We start from the raw sequence: 15,400 nt of genomic DNA, 5'->3' as shown, positions 1-15,400 counted from the left end.
GACCGTTATTGGTTATGCTTGTGAGTGGTGTTTGGTAAGTGTTTCAGTGCCAACATTAGCGCTGTGATGCTTCGTGCTTCACAGAAATCCATGTGAGTTAATAACTCTTCGGCTTGCGCAAGTGGCCAACGCACAATTTCCAGTGCTTCAGGCTCATCGCCTTCTTGCTTCTCTGGATAAAGCGCCTGTCCTAAAAATAGAGTCATTTTGCTCGAAAAGTAAGATGGCGCGAGGATAACTTGTTTCAACGGGGTTAACTGATTACAGCCAAAGCCGATTTCTTCTTTTAACTCACGATCCGCAGCTTGGTGTGGTGTTTCTCCTGGGTCAATCAGCCCTTTTGGGAAACCTAGCTCGTAACGTTCAGTTCCAGCGGCGTATTCACGCACCAGTAATAAATCGCCTTGTTCTGTTACAGGGACTACCATTACAGCATCTCGTCCACTTGGCTTCATACGCTCATAAGTACGATGCTCACCATTGGAAAAACGAAGGTCGAGCGCTTCCACAGCAAACAGTTTGGATTTTGCAACCGTCTGGCATGAGAGTATCTCTGGTGGGGTTCGTTTCGGCATGACGCTGGCTCCTTGGTGTCGTTGGCGTTTACGAGATGCGTAAGATTCTTAATATATGAGAACTCCGCCTGAGTTTCTAGCGGATTTTACGAGTCGAGCTAAGCATCTCAGCATCACCTCAGTATCGATACAAAAATGGGAGACCGAAGCCTCCCATTTTCTGACAGTGTTTACTCTTAGTAGTAAGAGTGATCACCACGGTCATGTTCTGTCGCATCACGAACTGCGGTTAGTTCACCAATGAACTGGTTTAGCAGCTCTTTCTCGATGCCTTCTTTTAGTGTTACGTCAACCATAGAACAGCCATTACAACCGCCACCAAATGCAACAATCGCAACACCGTCTTCAGTGATCTCAACCAAGTTTACGTGACCACCGTGGCCAGCAAGCTGTGGGTTCACTTGAGTTTGGATAACGTACTCAACGCGCTCAACCAGTGGTGCGTCGTCCGCAACTTTACGCATTTTAGCGTTAGGTGCTTTTAGCGTTAGCTGAGAGCCCATTTTATCGGTAACAAAATCGATTTCAGCGTCTTCAAGGAATGGCAGGCTCAGCTCATCTACGTAAGCTGAAAAACCGCTGTAAGAGAGTTCAGTGTCGGTCGATTCTACTGCTTCTGGTGGGCAGTAAGACACGCCACACTCAGCGTTTTGTGTACCTGGGTTCACAACGAAAATACGAATGTTAGTGCCTTCAGGTTGTTGACCTAAAAGGTTAGCGAAATGCGTTTGCGCAGTTTCTGTAATAGTAATATTTGACACGACGAATACCCGAGTAAATTTGTAGGTTACTGCTGCTATTCTACTCTTGTTGACGTATGGGTCTAGTCTTTTTGATGCTAAGGCATGGCGAAGCGATCTAGAGAGAACGAGGAGCAGGTGTTCTGCAGATGCAGTAAATATCGATGCTTTCTACGCCAACTTCAAGTAGTAAATGACATAATTGTCGGACGGTACTGCCTGTGGTGACTACATCATCGACGATGGCAACATGGGAAGAGTGAGGTTGCTTATTGAGAATAAACGCGCCTTTTAAGTTTTGTTCACGGCTTGTTTTGGTATTACCACGCTGTGATTGGGCGAGCCTTACTCGACGAAAGACCTTCGCATCAAAATTAGTCTGCAATTGCTTGGCGAGGTGTCGGGCTAAAACATCACTTTGATTAAAACCCCGGCGCAGGTAACGCTGCCAGTGCAATGGCACACTGGTAATGATTGGAGCTGGCGTGGTGATGCGCTGTGCCAGTTGCTCGGTTAATGCTTTTACATGCCAAGACTCTCCGTGATCTTTAAAGCGTTGTACTTCCCGTGAAAGGGGAAAGTCGTAATCGCCTAACGTGTATAGCCTTTGCCATGGCGGTGGCTCTGAAAGACATTCACCACAAATACTATCCGTACTCATTTCTTCTTTCTGTAATGATAAACCGCAGCGTTGACATCGTTTTACCGGAGTTAGGTATTTTAAACAGTGCTCGCACCAGCGCAGAGTATTTGTGTGGCTTGGTGTTTGAATAGGGAACCGACACAGGCCGCATTGACTGCTCAATACGCGATGCATGATGTTTTGCCAGTGATGAGATAACATAGCGTTTATTCATGGTGATATTTTACTCAGCCTAACGCTTGGCTGAAGCCGTAGGGAATAAAATAAGTGGGAGAGATTGAGAGCATGAGCACGAAATTACACTGGCAGTCATTTGGTCAGGGACCAGATTTGGTGTTACTGCATGGTTGGGGCATGAATGGTGCGGTATGGCAGCAGACAGTCGAGTCTCTTCAACCTTATTTCCGAGTTCATGTGGTTGACCTTCCGGGGTACGGACATAGCGCCGAATCTCATGCTGAAGATTTAGACCATATTGCTAACTTGGTGGTGCAAGGTGCGCCAGAGAAAGCGATTTGGCTTGGTTGGTCCCTCGGAGGTTTAGTGGCGACGCATGTGGCATTAAATATGCCCGAGCGCGTGGCTAAGTTGATTACGGTTGCCAGCTCACCTAAATTTGCCGCAGAAAAACCGTGGCGTGGCATTCAACCGAATGTACTGAGTGCGTTCACCTCTCAGTTGCTAGAAGATTTCTCACTGACCATTGAGCGCTTTATGGCGTTGCAAGCGATGGGCAGCCCATCAGCGCGTAAAGACGTTAAACAGCTCAAGCAAGCGGTACTATCGCGCCCTGAGCCAAACCCTGAATCGCTGTTGGTTGGGCTAAACATCCTTGCTGATGTGGATCTGCGCGATGCGTTGACGTCTCTTTCTGTTCCAATGTTGCGTCTTTATGGCCGTTTAGATGGGTTGGTGCCAATTAAAGTAGCTAACGATTTAAGTGAACAGTTGCCTCATACCCAGCAGTTTGTTTTTAATCAGTCCTCTCATGCGCCTTTTATCACCGAACATGACGAATTTTGTGTTCAAATCCGAGAGTTTGCTCACGATTGAGCAAGTACGAGCGGAAATACCTCAAGTTGTTTAAAAAGTGGTCGATATAAAGGCTGGTGAGGTTTTATTAGCCAATAAAGCTAAGCCATATTGACGAGTTGGGCGACTCTGAGGAGGGTTCGCAATGATTGTGTCACCGACCAACGTAAGTGTGCCACTGATCGCCCCATCCGTGAATGTGCAGACGGAACAAGCAGCTCGCGACAATAAAGTCCGAGAGCCTGTAACGCCAACGGTCGCATTGGCCAAAACCAATGCAGAGCGAAAAGTAAAAGGTGATGACAAGCGCCGACGTCAGTCTTCTTGGGATCCTTCAGAGCATCCTGATTATGATATGGAAACGGAAGTCGACACGCGTTATCAAGAAGAGCCGGAAGATACACTAGAACGGCTTTTTAGTTTGCTTGCGCTCAAATCGTATAGTGAAGACCAGGGGAAAGGCTACGCGATCCGCTTTCGCTTACCAAAGCGCATTTTGGATGCTGCGATCAATGAAGGATTAATGGAAAAGCGCAGGAAGGTGATCAAGTTTCATTATGGTCATGCAGTCGCTCCCCATACCCCGTCAGAAGTGATAGCAGTATTATGACGACTCAATATCCTACTCAAACAAAAACGCTCCAAGCAGGTTGACTGATTGGAGCGTTTTCTTTTTAGTTATGAAAGCTCGTTAGCGGTGAAGCCTAGGTAAGATTACTTTTTCGCTTTAGCAAACGCTGCAGCAAATGCACCGCCCATCGCGCTGTTCGATGACGAATCATCACGGCGAGGCTGACGACGCTGCGGTTGGTCATTACGACGCGGCGCTGCTGATGAGCGTTGGCTACGGTTGTCTTGACCCGGTTCGTCGTTCATACGCATCGATAGACCAATACGTTTACGCTGCACGTCAACTTCCATCACTTTCACTTTGACGATGTCGCCCGCTTTCACCACTTCACGTGGGTCAGACACATAACGATCTGTCAGTGCAGAAATATGCACAAGACCATCTTGGTGAACGCCGATATCAACGAAGGCACCGAAGTTGGCTACGTTAGACACCACGCCTTCTAGAATCATGCCCGGTTCCAAGTCAGATACCGAGTTTACACCTTCTGCAAAGGTCGCCGTTTTGAATTCTGGACGTGGGTCACGACCCGGCTTGTCTAACTCTTTGATGATGTCTGTAATGGTTGGAACGCCGAAGTTATCGTCGGTGTAATCGACCGCATGCAGACCTTTAAGGAAGCTTGAATCACCAATCAGTGCTTTGATATCTTTGTTGTTCTTCTCAGAAATCGCTTTGACCACTGGGTACGCTTCTGGGTGAACCGCAGACGCATCAAGTGGGTTCTTACCATCCATAATACGCAGGAAGCCCGCACACTGCTCGAACGCCTTAGGACCTAAACGAGGTACTTTCTTCAAGGTTGTACGTGCTTCGAAGCGGCCGTTCTCATCGCGGAAGTCGACAATGTTCTGCGCGATGGTGCTTGATAAGCCTGCTACGCGCGTCAGTAGCTCCGCAGAAGCAGTGTTCACATCAACACCAACCGCGTTTACACAGTCTTCCACAATCGCATCTAGGCGTTTTGCCAACATAGATTGGCTTACATCGTGCTGGTATTGACCCACACCAATAGATTTCGGATCAATTTTCACGAGTTCAGCCAATGGATCTTGCAAACGACGTGCAATCGACACTGCACCACGCAGTGATACGTCCATATTCGGGAACTCTTTTGCTGCAAGCTCAGACGCTGAGTAAACCGAAGCCCCCGCTTCACTTACGATGATCTTCTGAACTTTCAGGTTGCCACGTTTGATGACGTCTGCGACAAAGCTGTCGGTTTCACGTGAAGCCGTACCGTTACCAATCGCAATCAAATCCACATTGTACTTACGCACCAACTGATCAACGATTTGTGCTGACTTGTCGTATTGTTTTTGTGGTGGGTGAGGGTAGATGGTTTCGGTGGCAAGCACTTTACCTGTTGAGTCGACAACCGCGATTTTTGAACCTGTACGCAGACCCGGATCTAGGCCAAGTGTTGCACGAGGGCCAGCCGGTGCTGCCATCAACAAGTCTTTTAGGTTAGTGGCGAATACTTCAATCGCTTCGATTTCAGCGCGCTCTTTCATTGCGCCCATTAGCTCGGTTTCCATGTGCATCGATACTTTGATGCGCCATGCCCAGCTGATCACTTGCTTACGCCAGGTATCCGCCGGTGCGCTGCTTAGCGTCACGCCATAATGATCGGCGATAATCGTTTCGCAGTAAGACTGACGAGCGCCTTCTTCCTGTTCTGGATCAGCGTTCATTGCCAATGTCAGGAAGCCTTCGTTACGGCCGCGTAGCATCGCCAGTGCGCGGTGCGATGGCACTTTGCTTAGGGGCTCGTTGTGGTTGAAGTAATCTTTAAACTTCTCGCCTTCTTGCTCTTTGCCTTCAACGACTCGTGAGACCAGTTCCGCATTGCGATTTAAGTGGTTGCGAATTTTTTCCAGTAAGTTTGCGTCTTCTGCGATGCGCTCCATGATGATCGCGCGAGCGCCATCCAATGCAGCTTTGGTGTCTGCGATGCCTTTGTCTGCATCAAGGTATTTGCTTGCTTCGCTTTCTGGCTCGGTTTGTGGGTGATTCCAAAGCTGATCTGCGAGCGGCTCAAGACCAGCCTCAATCGCGATCTGACCTTTCGTACGACGCTTGGGTTTGTAAGGTAGGTATAAGTCTTCAAGACGAGTTTTGCTGTCTGCCTGCGCGATCTCTTGTTCTAGCTCTGGCGTCAGTTTGCCTTGCTCTTGGATTGATGTGAGGATGGTTTGACGGCGATCATCCATTTCACGAAGGTAAGACAGACGGCTGTCCAAAGTACGCAGCTGGGTATCATCAAGGCCCCCCGTCACCTCTTTGCGGTAACGTGCAATAAAAGGGACAGTGTTGCCATCATCAATTAGGGTGACAGCGGCGTTGACTTGCTCTGGGCGAACATTCAGTTCTTGAGCAATCATGCGACAGATAGCTTGGCTCATCCGTGTTTTCTCTTTTAATTCGGTTTTGGTTGTATAGAACATTGGGGTCATTCGAAGAATTTGCAATGTTTTAAATTAACGAGGCAAAAATTTACCGGGCGCTGGTGGACATCAGTCAGATTTATGTCAAAACTGTAATTAAATTGAGAACTTATATCCGCAGTTATCGACTAACCTAATTCCACGGTTGTTGATATCACTAAATGTACCTCGGCTTATACGGATAATCATGATGAAAAAAATGTCTTTGGCGTTAGCGCTTACGAGTGCCTTACTTGCCGCCCCGCTTAGTTGGGCGCAGTCTATCTCAGGAACCACACAAGCTCCCGTTTATCAACTCGATAACAAATTGGTACTAGGGCGTGTGGAGAGCGTCTATTACAGTGATATTCCGGAACTAAAAGCGGTGCCATTTATTGGTAAGATTGATACTGGTGCAGATACGACATCGATGCATGCGGAGAATATCCATGTCAGTAGCTCACACCCAGATTACCAAGATTTGAAAGATAACGAGTTACTTTGGGCGATTGTCGATGACTTAGGTGGTACGAAGGCAAAGTGGGACGCCGACAGCTTTAAGCCATATCAAGTAAAGGTTAGCTTTACGGTTCCTCACCCTTATACAGGGAAGGAAATACAGATTACCGATGATCTGGAAAGAGTGAGCGCGATTCGCAGTCGAACAAGCAAAAAGCCCATCCTACGCCCGACAATAAAAATGCCGATGACAATTGCTGGTCACACCGTTGATACGGAAGTCAACCTGACCAAGCGTACGCAATTCTCTTCTCCTATCTTGATTGGTAAAACTTATCTCGATGATAACGCATGGGTCTTCGCTGGTTACGATTATCTTCAAGAACAGCCAAGCGCAAAAATGATTGGCAAAAAAGAGACGGTTGAAGTCGAAGGTGTGCCATATAAGATCAGCATCTCAACTTCTAGCCGTTATACCAACGTCCATGCACTGGACATCAAGGTAGACAAAAAGCATAACGAAGTCTCTTTTATGTTAGAGGGCGAGAATGGCAAGCGTCACCCAATGACATTACCCTTGGTACGAATGCTGAAAACGACCAAAAGCGAGCGTCCTTTAGTCTATTTACCCGTCAAAGTCGGTGAAAATGAAACTCAACGTTGGTTGGTGTATCTGCGTGATCGCAGTAAGTTCAGTTCGCAAATTCGCTTAGGTCGGGACGTCGCGAGTCAGCACTTTGTTATTGATACGGACAGAGAAAATCTACTGGGTGGCGTAGAAAAAACGTTCAAAAGCGCACTCAAATCAAAACCTCTTGTCGTTTCACCAGAAGAACAGGTCACCATTGATGGTTATACCGTCCCTGCTTACCCCACTTTTACTGTGAAAACGCCATTACTGCGTGTAAATGGGTTTGAAGTAACAGAAAAAGGTAAGGATGAATCCGTCACGTTTTATTTAATGAACGATGAGGGGAAAGAAGAAAAAATCACCAAACCAGTGTTGAAAAAGCTCAAGGTTGGCAGCGCGGTTCGCCCTGTTGTCGAAGGAGACTTTCTTCTCGGTAGAAAAGACACATCAATGAAGTTTGCGCTCGATGTGCTTGATGAGGGTGACACTCAACCCTTTTTCGTCTTTGGTCATGACATAGCCAAGGGTGGTGTGTTGCTGAACACTCGCGCAGACCATCTACTAGATGCAAGGCCACTTTTCAAAGCTGGCCATATCGAAGTGGCTGAAGTTGAGGGGATGTCTTTCCCTGTGAAGTTAGACACGGGTGCAGATGTAAGCTCAATCAATGCTAAGAACATCAAGCAGTTTAAGAAAGACGGCAAAGACATGGTGAGCTTTACCTATGAGAACGATCTTGGCATGAAACAGGCGTTTACCAAGCCTGTTGTTGATGTCATGCGTATTAAAGCTAAGAAAGGCGAGAAAGCGAACGTACGCCCTGTGGTTGAAATGCATGTTAAGCTTGGCGAATTAGAGAAGAAGATCCGAGTCAACTTACAGGACCGAGGTCGCTTCCATTACAGCATGATTTTAGGTAAAAACTTCCTAAAACATGGCGCGGTTGTTTCGAGTGATACGAATTACATCGTGACGCAAAAACCGGATTACGAAAAGTAACACTCTGGCCGCCTTATCACCTTGATACCCAAAGCCTGAACAACATTGGATCTTTGGGTATATCATCTCCTTAATGCTGCCAAAGAGCAGCATTTTTTAGTTGAGATAGGAGTTAATTTGAAAACTAAGCTGATTACACGAGAAGGTTACAACAAACTCAAACAAGAGCATGATTACCTTTGGAATGAAAAGCGCCCGGAAATCACCAAGATCGTCACTTGGGCGGCGAGCCTGGGCGATCGCTCAGAAAATGCGGATTACACCTTCAATAAACGTTTACTCCGTCAGATCGACCGTCGTGTCCGCTTCCTTCGTAAATTCCTGCCAGAAGTCACGATCGTTGACTATTCTCCGCAACAAGAAGGCAAAGTCTTTTTTGGTGCATGGGTGGAAATAGAAAATGAGGCAGGAGAAGTGAAAAAGTTTCGTATTGTCGGGCCTGAAGAGATTTATGGCGATGCGAAAGACTACATCTCTATCGATTCACCTATGGCGCGAGCGATGTTGAAAAAACAAGTGGATGAAGAGTTCACGGTACGCACCCCAGAAGGTGAAAAAGAGTGGTTCATCAACTCAATTGAATACACTCAACCGGCCTCGGAAGACTGAGGCTTTATCACCGATTCAAGTCTCATGAAGTTCACTAGAAGTGACTTGGGTCTCAACGTCAGAATATTTGGTATAAAGGCATGGTGCCTTTCTCGGAGAAGTAAAATGAACAAAGCAGTCATGTGTAGTGCTGCACTAACAATAGGTTTCTCACTTTCAGTTTTTGCTCAAGATGAAGTGAAAGGCTGTGACGCTAAAGAGTTAGCGGTAGAGCAGCAGCTTGAGTATGCAAAAGCGCAAGGTAATGAGCATCGCATTAAAGGCTTGGAGCAAGCACTTTCCGCTATCCAGAATGAATGCTCGGAAGGTGAGCTGCGCCAAGAGCTGCAAACAGAAGTGGAAGAAAAGACTAAAGAAGTTGAGGAGCGAGAGGAAGAATTAGTCGAAGCTCAGCATTCAGGGAAAGCAGACAAAATTGAGAAAAAACGTCACAAGCTGGCTGAGGCACAGCAAGAGCTGCTTGAGGCCAAACGTGAACTGGAATGGAATTATGGTCAATAGTAGGTGCTGAAAATACCTGCTAGAGAGAGAATAAAGCGCTTAAGATAAAAAGAGTAACAATTTGCTTGAGCACGTTAGGAAAAACAGTGATACATTTTCGACAATAGACGCTTCTGAAAGGATGTTTCAATGCAAGAAAATCATAAAATTTTAGTGGTTGATGACGATGCTCGTTTACGTGCTCTATTGGAGCGTTACCTTTCTGAGCAAGGTTTTCAGGTACGAAGTGTCGCCAATGGCGAACAGATGGATCGCCTACTAACGCGCGAAAACTTTCACTTAATGGTGCTGGACCTAATGTTGCCAGGTGAAGACGGTTTGTCAATTTGTCGTCGTCTACGCCACGCGAACAATATGTTGCCAATCTTAATGCTCACCGCGAAAGGTGATGAAGTGGACCGCATCGTAGGTCTTGAGGTAGGGGCGGATGATTATTTGCCAAAACCGTTTAACCCACGCGAATTGTTGGCTCGCATCAAGGCCGTATTACGCCGCCAAACTGTAGAGTTGCCGGGTGCACCAAGCACGGAAGAAAAAGTGGTGGAGTTCGGGGAGTTCCGACTCAATCTAGGCACTCGCGAGATGTTCCGCGGTGACGAGGCAATGCCACTCACCTCTGGAGAGTTTGCTGTTCTAAAGGCGCTCGTGATGAATGCACGTGAGCCAATGTCACGAGACAAATTGATGAACATGGCGCGTGGCCGTGAATATTCTGCAATGGAACGTTCTATTGACGTACAAATCTCACGTTTACGTCGCATGTTAGAAGACGATCCGAGCAAGCCGCGCTACATTCAAACCGTGTGGGGCCTGGGTTATGTTTTCGTCCCAGACGGCAAAGAGGTGTAATCTCTTCACTCCATAGCCAGCACTTGGCTATAGCAACTTCAGCCTTCATTACCTTCCCTTTGAAGGCTGAAATTTCGCGATTAGGACCACTAGGAACGTTCCATGCGCATCCGAAGTTCACTGACACAATCTATTCTGCTGTTCATCTCTTTGCTTCTCGCGAGCCAAGTTTTCTCTTACTACGCCGTTTTTAACTACGCGTTGATGCCGAGTTTGCAGCAGTTCAATAAAATTCTCGCCCATGAGCTCAATTTGGTGCTTGATGATGAAGGACCTTTAAAGTCTGATGCACCGTTAAGGCGTCAATTATTAGAAAGATTAGGGGTGACGGTTCACAGCCTTGACAGCGATAAGGCGATTGAATTTCATCACGCAATGTCGATTGATTTGATGTCTGAAGAAATGAGCCAAGAGCTGGGTTCGCCTACAGAAGTACGCTTATTGCTTGGCGATGAAAGTTACATTTTGTGGATGCACATCGAAAAGTTGCCGAACTCCATCATTCGTATTCCGTTATCTGAGCTGCAAGAAGAAGATTTTGCACCGCTGTTTCGTAACAGTTTGATTATGGCGCTGCTGATCATTGCTGGTGGTTGGTTGTTTATTCGTTTGCAAAACCGTCCACTTTTGGCTTTAGAGAGAGCCGCGAAAGACGTCGGTCGAGGTGAGATCCCGCCCCCCTTAGCAGAGAAAGGCGCATCGGAGATTCGCTCTGTAACTCGAGCCTTTAATCAAATGTCGAAAGGTATTCAAGAGCTAGAAGAAGACCGAGCCTTATTAATGGCGGGGATTAGCCATGACTTACGAACACCTCTGACGCGTATTCGCCTAGCAACAGAAATGATGTCTCCTGAGGACAGCTATCTTGCGGAGGGGATCATTAGCGATACGGAAGAATGTAATGAGATCATCAGTCAGTTTATGGATTATCTCAAACCGGTGAACCAAGAATCGTTTGAAGCGGTTGATATCAGTACGATTGCCAGTGACGTCGCCAGTTCTGAAGGTGGTTATGAGGTTGAAATTGAAACAGATCTTAATCTTAACTTGCCGCCAGCCAAAGGAAGCGCGATTGCGATTAAGCGGGCTATCAGTAACTTAGTTGTGAATGCGCTACGTTATGGCAATGGCTGGGTCAAAATCAGCACTGGTGTGACAGCAGATAAGCAGCTAGTGTGGATTTCAGTAGAGGACAACGGACCGGGTATCGAGCATTCTCAAATCGCGAGGTTATTTGAACCCTTTACGCGTGGTGACACCGCTCGCGGTAGTGAAGGCACTGGGCTAGGGTTGGCGATTGTGAAGCGTATAATCAGCCAGCATTCAGGTTCTGTGGTGATGCGTAATCGCAGTGAAGGCGGTTTAATCGCTCAAATCAGCTTTCCTACCAAGTAAGTCGATGGCCCGCACCCTTTAAAACAAAAAGCCCAACCTAAATAGGTTGGGCTTTTCTTATTCTCAATAATCTTAAGACTCTTTCACTTCCTGAGGAAGTTCATCTTCGTCTTCCAGTTTCTCTGGCAGAAGTAGATTTAAAATGATCGCAGTGATACCACCTGCTGCAACACCAGTTGAGAAAATACTCTTAATAAATTCTGGCATAAATTGCAGGATCTCTGGTTTTTGCGCGATACCAAGTCCCATTGAGAAGGATAAGGCCATGATCAGAATTGCGCGGCGATCGAGCTCAACACGAGAGATAATACGTACACCAGCGGCAGCAATCGTACCAAACATGACAATTGTTGCGCCGCCAAGTACTGGCTCAGGAATCAGCTGAACAAAGCTAGCGACGCCAGGAAACAAGCCAAGAATCACTAACATGCCAGAAATAAAGTAACCCACGTAGCGGCTCGCGACTCCTGTTAGCATGATGATGCCGTTATTCTGGCTAAACGTTGAGTTCGGGAAGCTGTTGAAAACGGCTGCGATCGCAGAGTTTAAGCCGTCTGCTAACACACCGCCCTTAATGCGTTTCATGTACACTGGGCCTTTTACTGGCTCACCAGACACTTCAGATGTTGCGGTAATATCACCGATGGCTTCTAGTGCGGTAATAAAGAAAATCAGTACCAGCGGAATGAACAGAGACCAGTCAAACGATAAGCCATATTGCATTGGTACGGGCAGTGCTACGATCTCGGTTGCGCCTAGCTGAGAAGTATCTACCATCCCCATAAAATACGCCATGATGTAGCCCACTAGCATCGCAATCACGATTGAAGCCACACGGATGTATGGGTTTTTCGAGCGATTTAAAATCACAATTAATCCAAGTACCGTCCCAGCCAGAGCAAGTTTGTCTAAGCTGCCGAAGGTTCCTTCATTTAATGCTGCGTAGCCACCGCCCATTGATACTAAGCCGACTTGAATCAGTGTGAGACCGATAAGAGTGACGACGATGCCTGAAACGAGCGGAGTGATGATTCGGCGGGCATGCTCCAACACGCGAGATAGGAAAATTTCTGCAAATGATGCGACTAAAATCGTACCAAAAATGGCAGCCATCATGGTGCTGATGTCTGCTCCACCGGCTTTCAGCGATAGGCCTGCACCAATAATAGGACCTAAAAAGTTAAAGCTGGTACCTTGAACAGAGAGCAAACCAGAGCCAATTGGGCCAATGGTGCGAATTTGAATAAACGAAGACACGCCTGACGCAAACAAAGACATGCTGATGATGGTATTCGTTTGGTCTGCTGGTACACCCAAAGACTGACAGATGATCAGTGACGGAGTGATAACCGCGACGAACATCGCCAATAAGTGCTGAAGTGCGGCAAAAATGGTTTGAGGCAAAGGTGGTCGATCGTTGAGTTGATAGACCAGTTCCGAAGATCGGTTTGAAGTTGTCATTGTTTGTCTCGCTAGTCGCAATATTTCCCTAGTTCTCGCTGAATGGGAGAGCAGGGTGGAGTTGACGTCGTTACCTGTGATTGCTGTTAATCAGAGTCAACTCAGGTTGGTGGAGTGTGATCTAACACACTTAAAAATTTGTGCGCGATTATAGAGAGATTTACTCAAAAAGCAAACGTTTGCTTTGTTTTTGGCGCATTAAAAAACGAGCCATTTGGCTCGCTTTCAATCATTACGCTTTGGAGTAAATATCCCGCTCACCCAACCAGCGATCGATAATCGCTGTTGCGTTAGACGGGTAATTGTCATGAATATGACGCGCAATACGCTGAACTTCGGGAATCAGGCGTTGATCTCGAACTAAGTCTGCGATTTTGAAATCAGCAAGACCTGTCTGCTTTGTACCCAATAGTTCTCCAGGGCCACGAATTTCTAGGTCTTTCTGCGCAATGACGAAGCCATCGTTACTTTCACGTAGTACTCCGAGACGTTTTTGCGCGGTTTTTGACAGCGGAGAGTGGTACAGCAGCACACAATGGCTAGCAACGGAACCTCGGCCCACGCGACCTCTTAACTGGTGTAATTGTGCCAAACCAAGACGTTCAGGGTTTTCTATGATCATCAAGCTAGAGTTTGGCACATCCACACCAACTTCAATCACTGTCGTTGCGACCAGCAAATGCAGTTTATTGTCTTTGAAATCTTGCATCACCGCTTGTTTCTCTGCCGGCTTCATTCGTCCGTGTACTAGACCAATTTTTACGTCCGGCAGTTTACGTTGAAGCTCTTCTGCGGTATCTGCCGCGGCTTGCGCTTCTAATACTTCCGACTCATCAATCAGGGTACACACCCAATATGCCTGCTTGCCTTCGTTTAAGCAGGCATTTCGGACACGTTCGACGATATCATTGCGTTTGGTGTCTGGAATCGCGACAGTCTGGATTGGTGTTCGACCTGGCGGTAACTCGTCAATCACCGACGTTTCTAAGTCAGCATAAGCAGTCATGGCTAACGTTCGCGGAATCGGCGTTGCTGTCATGATGAGCTGATGTGGATAAGCGCCTTGTTTTGCACCTTTCTCACGCAGCTCTAAACGTTGGTGGACACCGAAGCGGTGCTGTTCATCAATGATGACCAAAGCAAGGTGATGAAATCCAACGTGCTCTTGGAATAGCGCGTGAGTACCCACTACCATTTGTGCTTCACCACTGGTAATACGAGCCAGCTCGGCTTCCTTTGCCTTACCTTTGAGTTTGCCCGCTAACCAACCGACTTGAATGCCCATTGTTTCAAACCAGTTTGCGAAGTTGATAGCGTGTTGCTCGGCCAATAGTTCGGTTGGCGCCATGAGTGCCACCTGATGGCCATGCTCAATGGCTCTAACTGCGGCCAAAGCGGCAACCAACGTTTTCCCTGAACCAACATCGCCTTGCACTAATCGCATCATTGGGTGCGGTTTTTCTAGATCGGCTTCAATCTCTTGTACGACTCGGGTTTGAGCGTTTGTAGGAGAGAAAGGCAGTTGGGCTAAAAGCTGCGTTTTTAGTTTATTACAAGGACCGAGAGGTAGCGCTGAATCCTTCTGACCTTTGCTACGCACCGCCAGCATCGATAAGTTTTGTGCGAGCAATTCTTCCATGATCAAGCGGATTTGGGCAGGATGTTTGCCTTCGTCAAACTCATCTAAATTAATGGTTGGTGGTGGGCGATGAATGGTGTGCAGCGCTTGCGACATCGTGATTTGATGGTCATACAACCCCGCTGGAAGTAATTCCTGCACTGCGGTTTTATCAAGCAGGGCTAAAGCTTGTTCGGTAAGGTTGCGTAATGTGATTTGACGCAATCCATCGGTGGTGGGATAAACAGGGGTTAAGCTCTGTTCTACATCGGGCTTTTGCTCGCTGACGTAAAACTTGTAGTCAGGATGAACAATTTCCAAACCCATGCCACCGCGCTTAATTTCACCGTAAGCATGCACTAACTTACCTTGCGTGAAATTGTTCTTCATGGCTGCGGTAAAGTTGAAAAAGCGCAGCGTGATAGTGCCATTACCGTCGCTGATTTTTACCGTTAGCATTTTGCGCTTACCGAAGATAGTGTCGACTGCCATGACCTTACCTTGCACGGCCGCCCAAAGGCCAGCATGCAGTTTGGCAATAGGGTAAATACGAGTACGATCTTCGTAGCGTAACGGAAGGTGAAACAGCAAATCTTGAACGCTATGTAAGCCAACTTTGGCGAGTTTTTCTGCGACTTTCGCGCCAACTCCAGAAAGGGAGGTTAATGGGACGGCAGATAACATTTGGGCGGACATAGAGGGCTCAAGAAAATGGTTAACATAGCAGTATGTTAACCATGGAGCTGTGTTTTTGTACAGGAAAAAATAGTCATGCTTTAGTTAGTGTCATGATTTGACTGATAACCTATCATTCCGGGGAGCTTTAGCGAC

Annotated in this window: 13 protein-coding genes; 7 read left to right on the top strand and 6 right to left on the bottom strand. The window is 47.1% G+C overall.

Annotation, left to right across the window (positions count from 1 at the left end; genetic code table 11):
• Positions 1–5: 5 nt before the first annotated feature.
• The 3 genes from nudE to KI742_RS18395 form a co-directional block, all read right to left on the bottom strand.
• The gene (gene nudE, locus KI742_RS18405; protein WP_285385034.1) at positions 6–575 is read right to left on the bottom strand and encodes an ADP compounds hydrolase NudE; all 570 of its coding nucleotides are present in this window, start codon (positions 573–575) and stop codon (positions 6–8) included.
• 176 nt (positions 576–751) lie between these two features.
• Positions 752–1,336, bottom strand: a complete 585-nt coding sequence (gene nfuA, locus KI742_RS18400) for a Fe-S biogenesis protein NfuA (protein WP_005379313.1) — start codon at positions 1,334–1,336, stop codon at positions 752–754.
• A 97-nt stretch (positions 1,337–1,433) separates the two neighbouring features.
• Positions 1,434–2,159: a ComF family protein gene (locus KI742_RS18395; RefSeq protein WP_258475946.1), complete on the bottom strand. Its 726-nt coding sequence runs from the start codon at positions 2,157–2,159 to the stop codon at positions 1,434–1,436.
• Between the two features lie 84 nt (positions 2,160–2,243).
• Between KI742_RS18395 and bioH the strand changes: the two genes are divergently transcribed.
• A complete protein-coding gene (bioH, locus tag KI742_RS18390; RefSeq protein WP_285385035.1) occupies positions 2,244–3,011 on the top strand; it encodes a pimeloyl-ACP methyl ester esterase BioH in 768 nt (255 codons plus the stop codon).
• Between the two features lie 124 nt (positions 3,012–3,135).
• The gene (locus KI742_RS18385) at positions 3,136–3,600 is read left to right on the top strand and encodes a hypothetical protein (protein WP_005379316.1); all 465 of its coding nucleotides are present in this window, start codon (positions 3,136–3,138) and stop codon (positions 3,598–3,600) included.
• A 104-nt stretch (positions 3,601–3,704) separates the two neighbouring features.
• Here KI742_RS18385 and KI742_RS18380 read toward each other — a convergent pair whose 3' ends face one another.
• On the bottom strand, positions 3,705–6,026 hold the full coding sequence (locus KI742_RS18380) for a Tex family protein (protein WP_248487231.1): 2,322 nt from the start codon (positions 6,024–6,026) through the stop codon (positions 3,705–3,707).
• Positions 6,027–6,255: 229 nt separating this feature from the next.
• Here KI742_RS18380 and KI742_RS18375 point away from each other — a divergent pair, with 229 nt between their 5' ends.
• The 5 genes from KI742_RS18375 (at position 6,256) to envZ (ending at position 11,490) form a co-directional block, all read left to right on the top strand.
• Positions 6,256–8,136, top strand: a complete 1,881-nt coding sequence (locus KI742_RS18375; RefSeq protein ID WP_005384728.1) for a RimK/LysX family protein — start codon at positions 6,256–6,258, stop codon at positions 8,134–8,136.
• A gap of 117 nt (positions 8,137–8,253) precedes the next feature.
• A complete protein-coding gene (gene greB, locus KI742_RS18370) occupies positions 8,254–8,745 on the top strand; it encodes a transcription elongation factor GreB (RefSeq protein WP_005379321.1) in 492 nt (163 codons plus the stop codon).
• 105 nt (positions 8,746–8,850) lie between these two features.
• Positions 8,851–9,246, top strand: a complete 396-nt coding sequence (locus tag KI742_RS18365; protein ID WP_005379332.1) for a DUF1090 domain-containing protein — start codon at positions 8,851–8,853, stop codon at positions 9,244–9,246.
• 129 nt (positions 9,247–9,375) lie between these two features.
• Entirely contained in the window at positions 9,376–10,095 is a 720-nt protein-coding gene (gene ompR, locus KI742_RS18360) for a two-component system response regulator OmpR (protein ID WP_005379333.1), read from the top strand.
• Between the two features lie 102 nt (positions 10,096–10,197).
• Entirely contained in the window at positions 10,198–11,490 is a 1,293-nt protein-coding gene (gene envZ / locus KI742_RS18355) for a two-component system sensor histidine kinase EnvZ (RefSeq protein WP_017820700.1), read from the top strand.
• 72 nt (positions 11,491–11,562) lie between these two features.
• Here the strand turns inward: envZ and KI742_RS18350 are convergent, their stop codons facing one another.
• Both KI742_RS18350 and recG read right to left on the bottom strand, forming a co-directional pair.
• On the bottom strand, positions 11,563–12,951 hold the full coding sequence (locus tag KI742_RS18350) for a uracil-xanthine permease family protein (protein ID WP_047103752.1): 1,389 nt from the start codon (positions 12,949–12,951) through the stop codon (positions 11,563–11,565).
• Between the two features lie 232 nt (positions 12,952–13,183).
• Complete coding sequence (gene recG, locus KI742_RS18345) at positions 13,184–15,265, bottom strand: ATP-dependent DNA helicase RecG (RefSeq protein ID WP_285385036.1); 2,082 nt, start codon at positions 15,263–15,265, stop codon at positions 13,184–13,186.
• Positions 15,266–15,400: the final 135 nt, after the last annotated feature.

The sequence above is a fragment of the Vibrio sp. D417a genome (genome assembly GCF_030248595.1).
GTDB classification, from domain to species: domain Bacteria; phylum Pseudomonadota; class Gammaproteobacteria; order Enterobacterales; family Vibrionaceae; genus Vibrio; species Vibrio alginolyticus.
The sequence above is the reverse complement of the archived record's forward strand: the minus strand, read 5'-3'. Positions and strand labels throughout refer to the sequence as shown.

Bases quoted from the DNA above. Each gene is read 5' to 3' on its own strand.
- nudE (WP_285385034.1), bottom strand. From the start codon at position 575: ATGCCGAAACGAACCCCACCAGAGATACTCTCATGCCAGACGGTTGCA.
- KI742_RS18395 (WP_258475946.1), bottom strand. From the start codon at position 2,159: ATGTTATCTCATCACTGGCAAAACATCATGCATCGCGTATTGAGCAGT.
- bioH (WP_285385035.1), top strand. From the start codon at position 2,244: ATGAGCACGAAATTACACTGGCAGTCATTTGGTCAGGGACCAGATTTG.
- KI742_RS18385 (WP_005379316.1), top strand. From the start codon at position 3,136: ATGATTGTGTCACCGACCAACGTAAGTGTGCCACTGATCGCCCCATCC.
- KI742_RS18380 (WP_248487231.1), bottom strand. From the start codon at position 6,026: ATGAGCCAAGCTATCTGTCGCATGATTGCTCAAGAACTGAATGTTCGC.
- KI742_RS18375 (WP_005384728.1), top strand. From the start codon at position 6,256: ATGATGAAAAAAATGTCTTTGGCGTTAGCGCTTACGAGTGCCTTACTT.
- KI742_RS18365 (WP_005379332.1), top strand. From the start codon at position 8,851: ATGAACAAAGCAGTCATGTGTAGTGCTGCACTAACAATAGGTTTCTCA.
- ompR (WP_005379333.1), top strand. From the start codon at position 9,376: ATGCAAGAAAATCATAAAATTTTAGTGGTTGATGACGATGCTCGTTTA.
- envZ (WP_017820700.1), top strand. From the start codon at position 10,198: ATGCGCATCCGAAGTTCACTGACACAATCTATTCTGCTGTTCATCTCT.
- KI742_RS18350 (WP_047103752.1), bottom strand. From the start codon at position 12,951: ATGACAACTTCAAACCGATCTTCGGAACTGGTCTATCAACTCAACGAT.
- recG (WP_285385036.1), bottom strand. From the start codon at position 15,265: ATGTCCGCCCAAATGTTATCTGCCGTCCCATTAACCTCCCTTTCTGGA.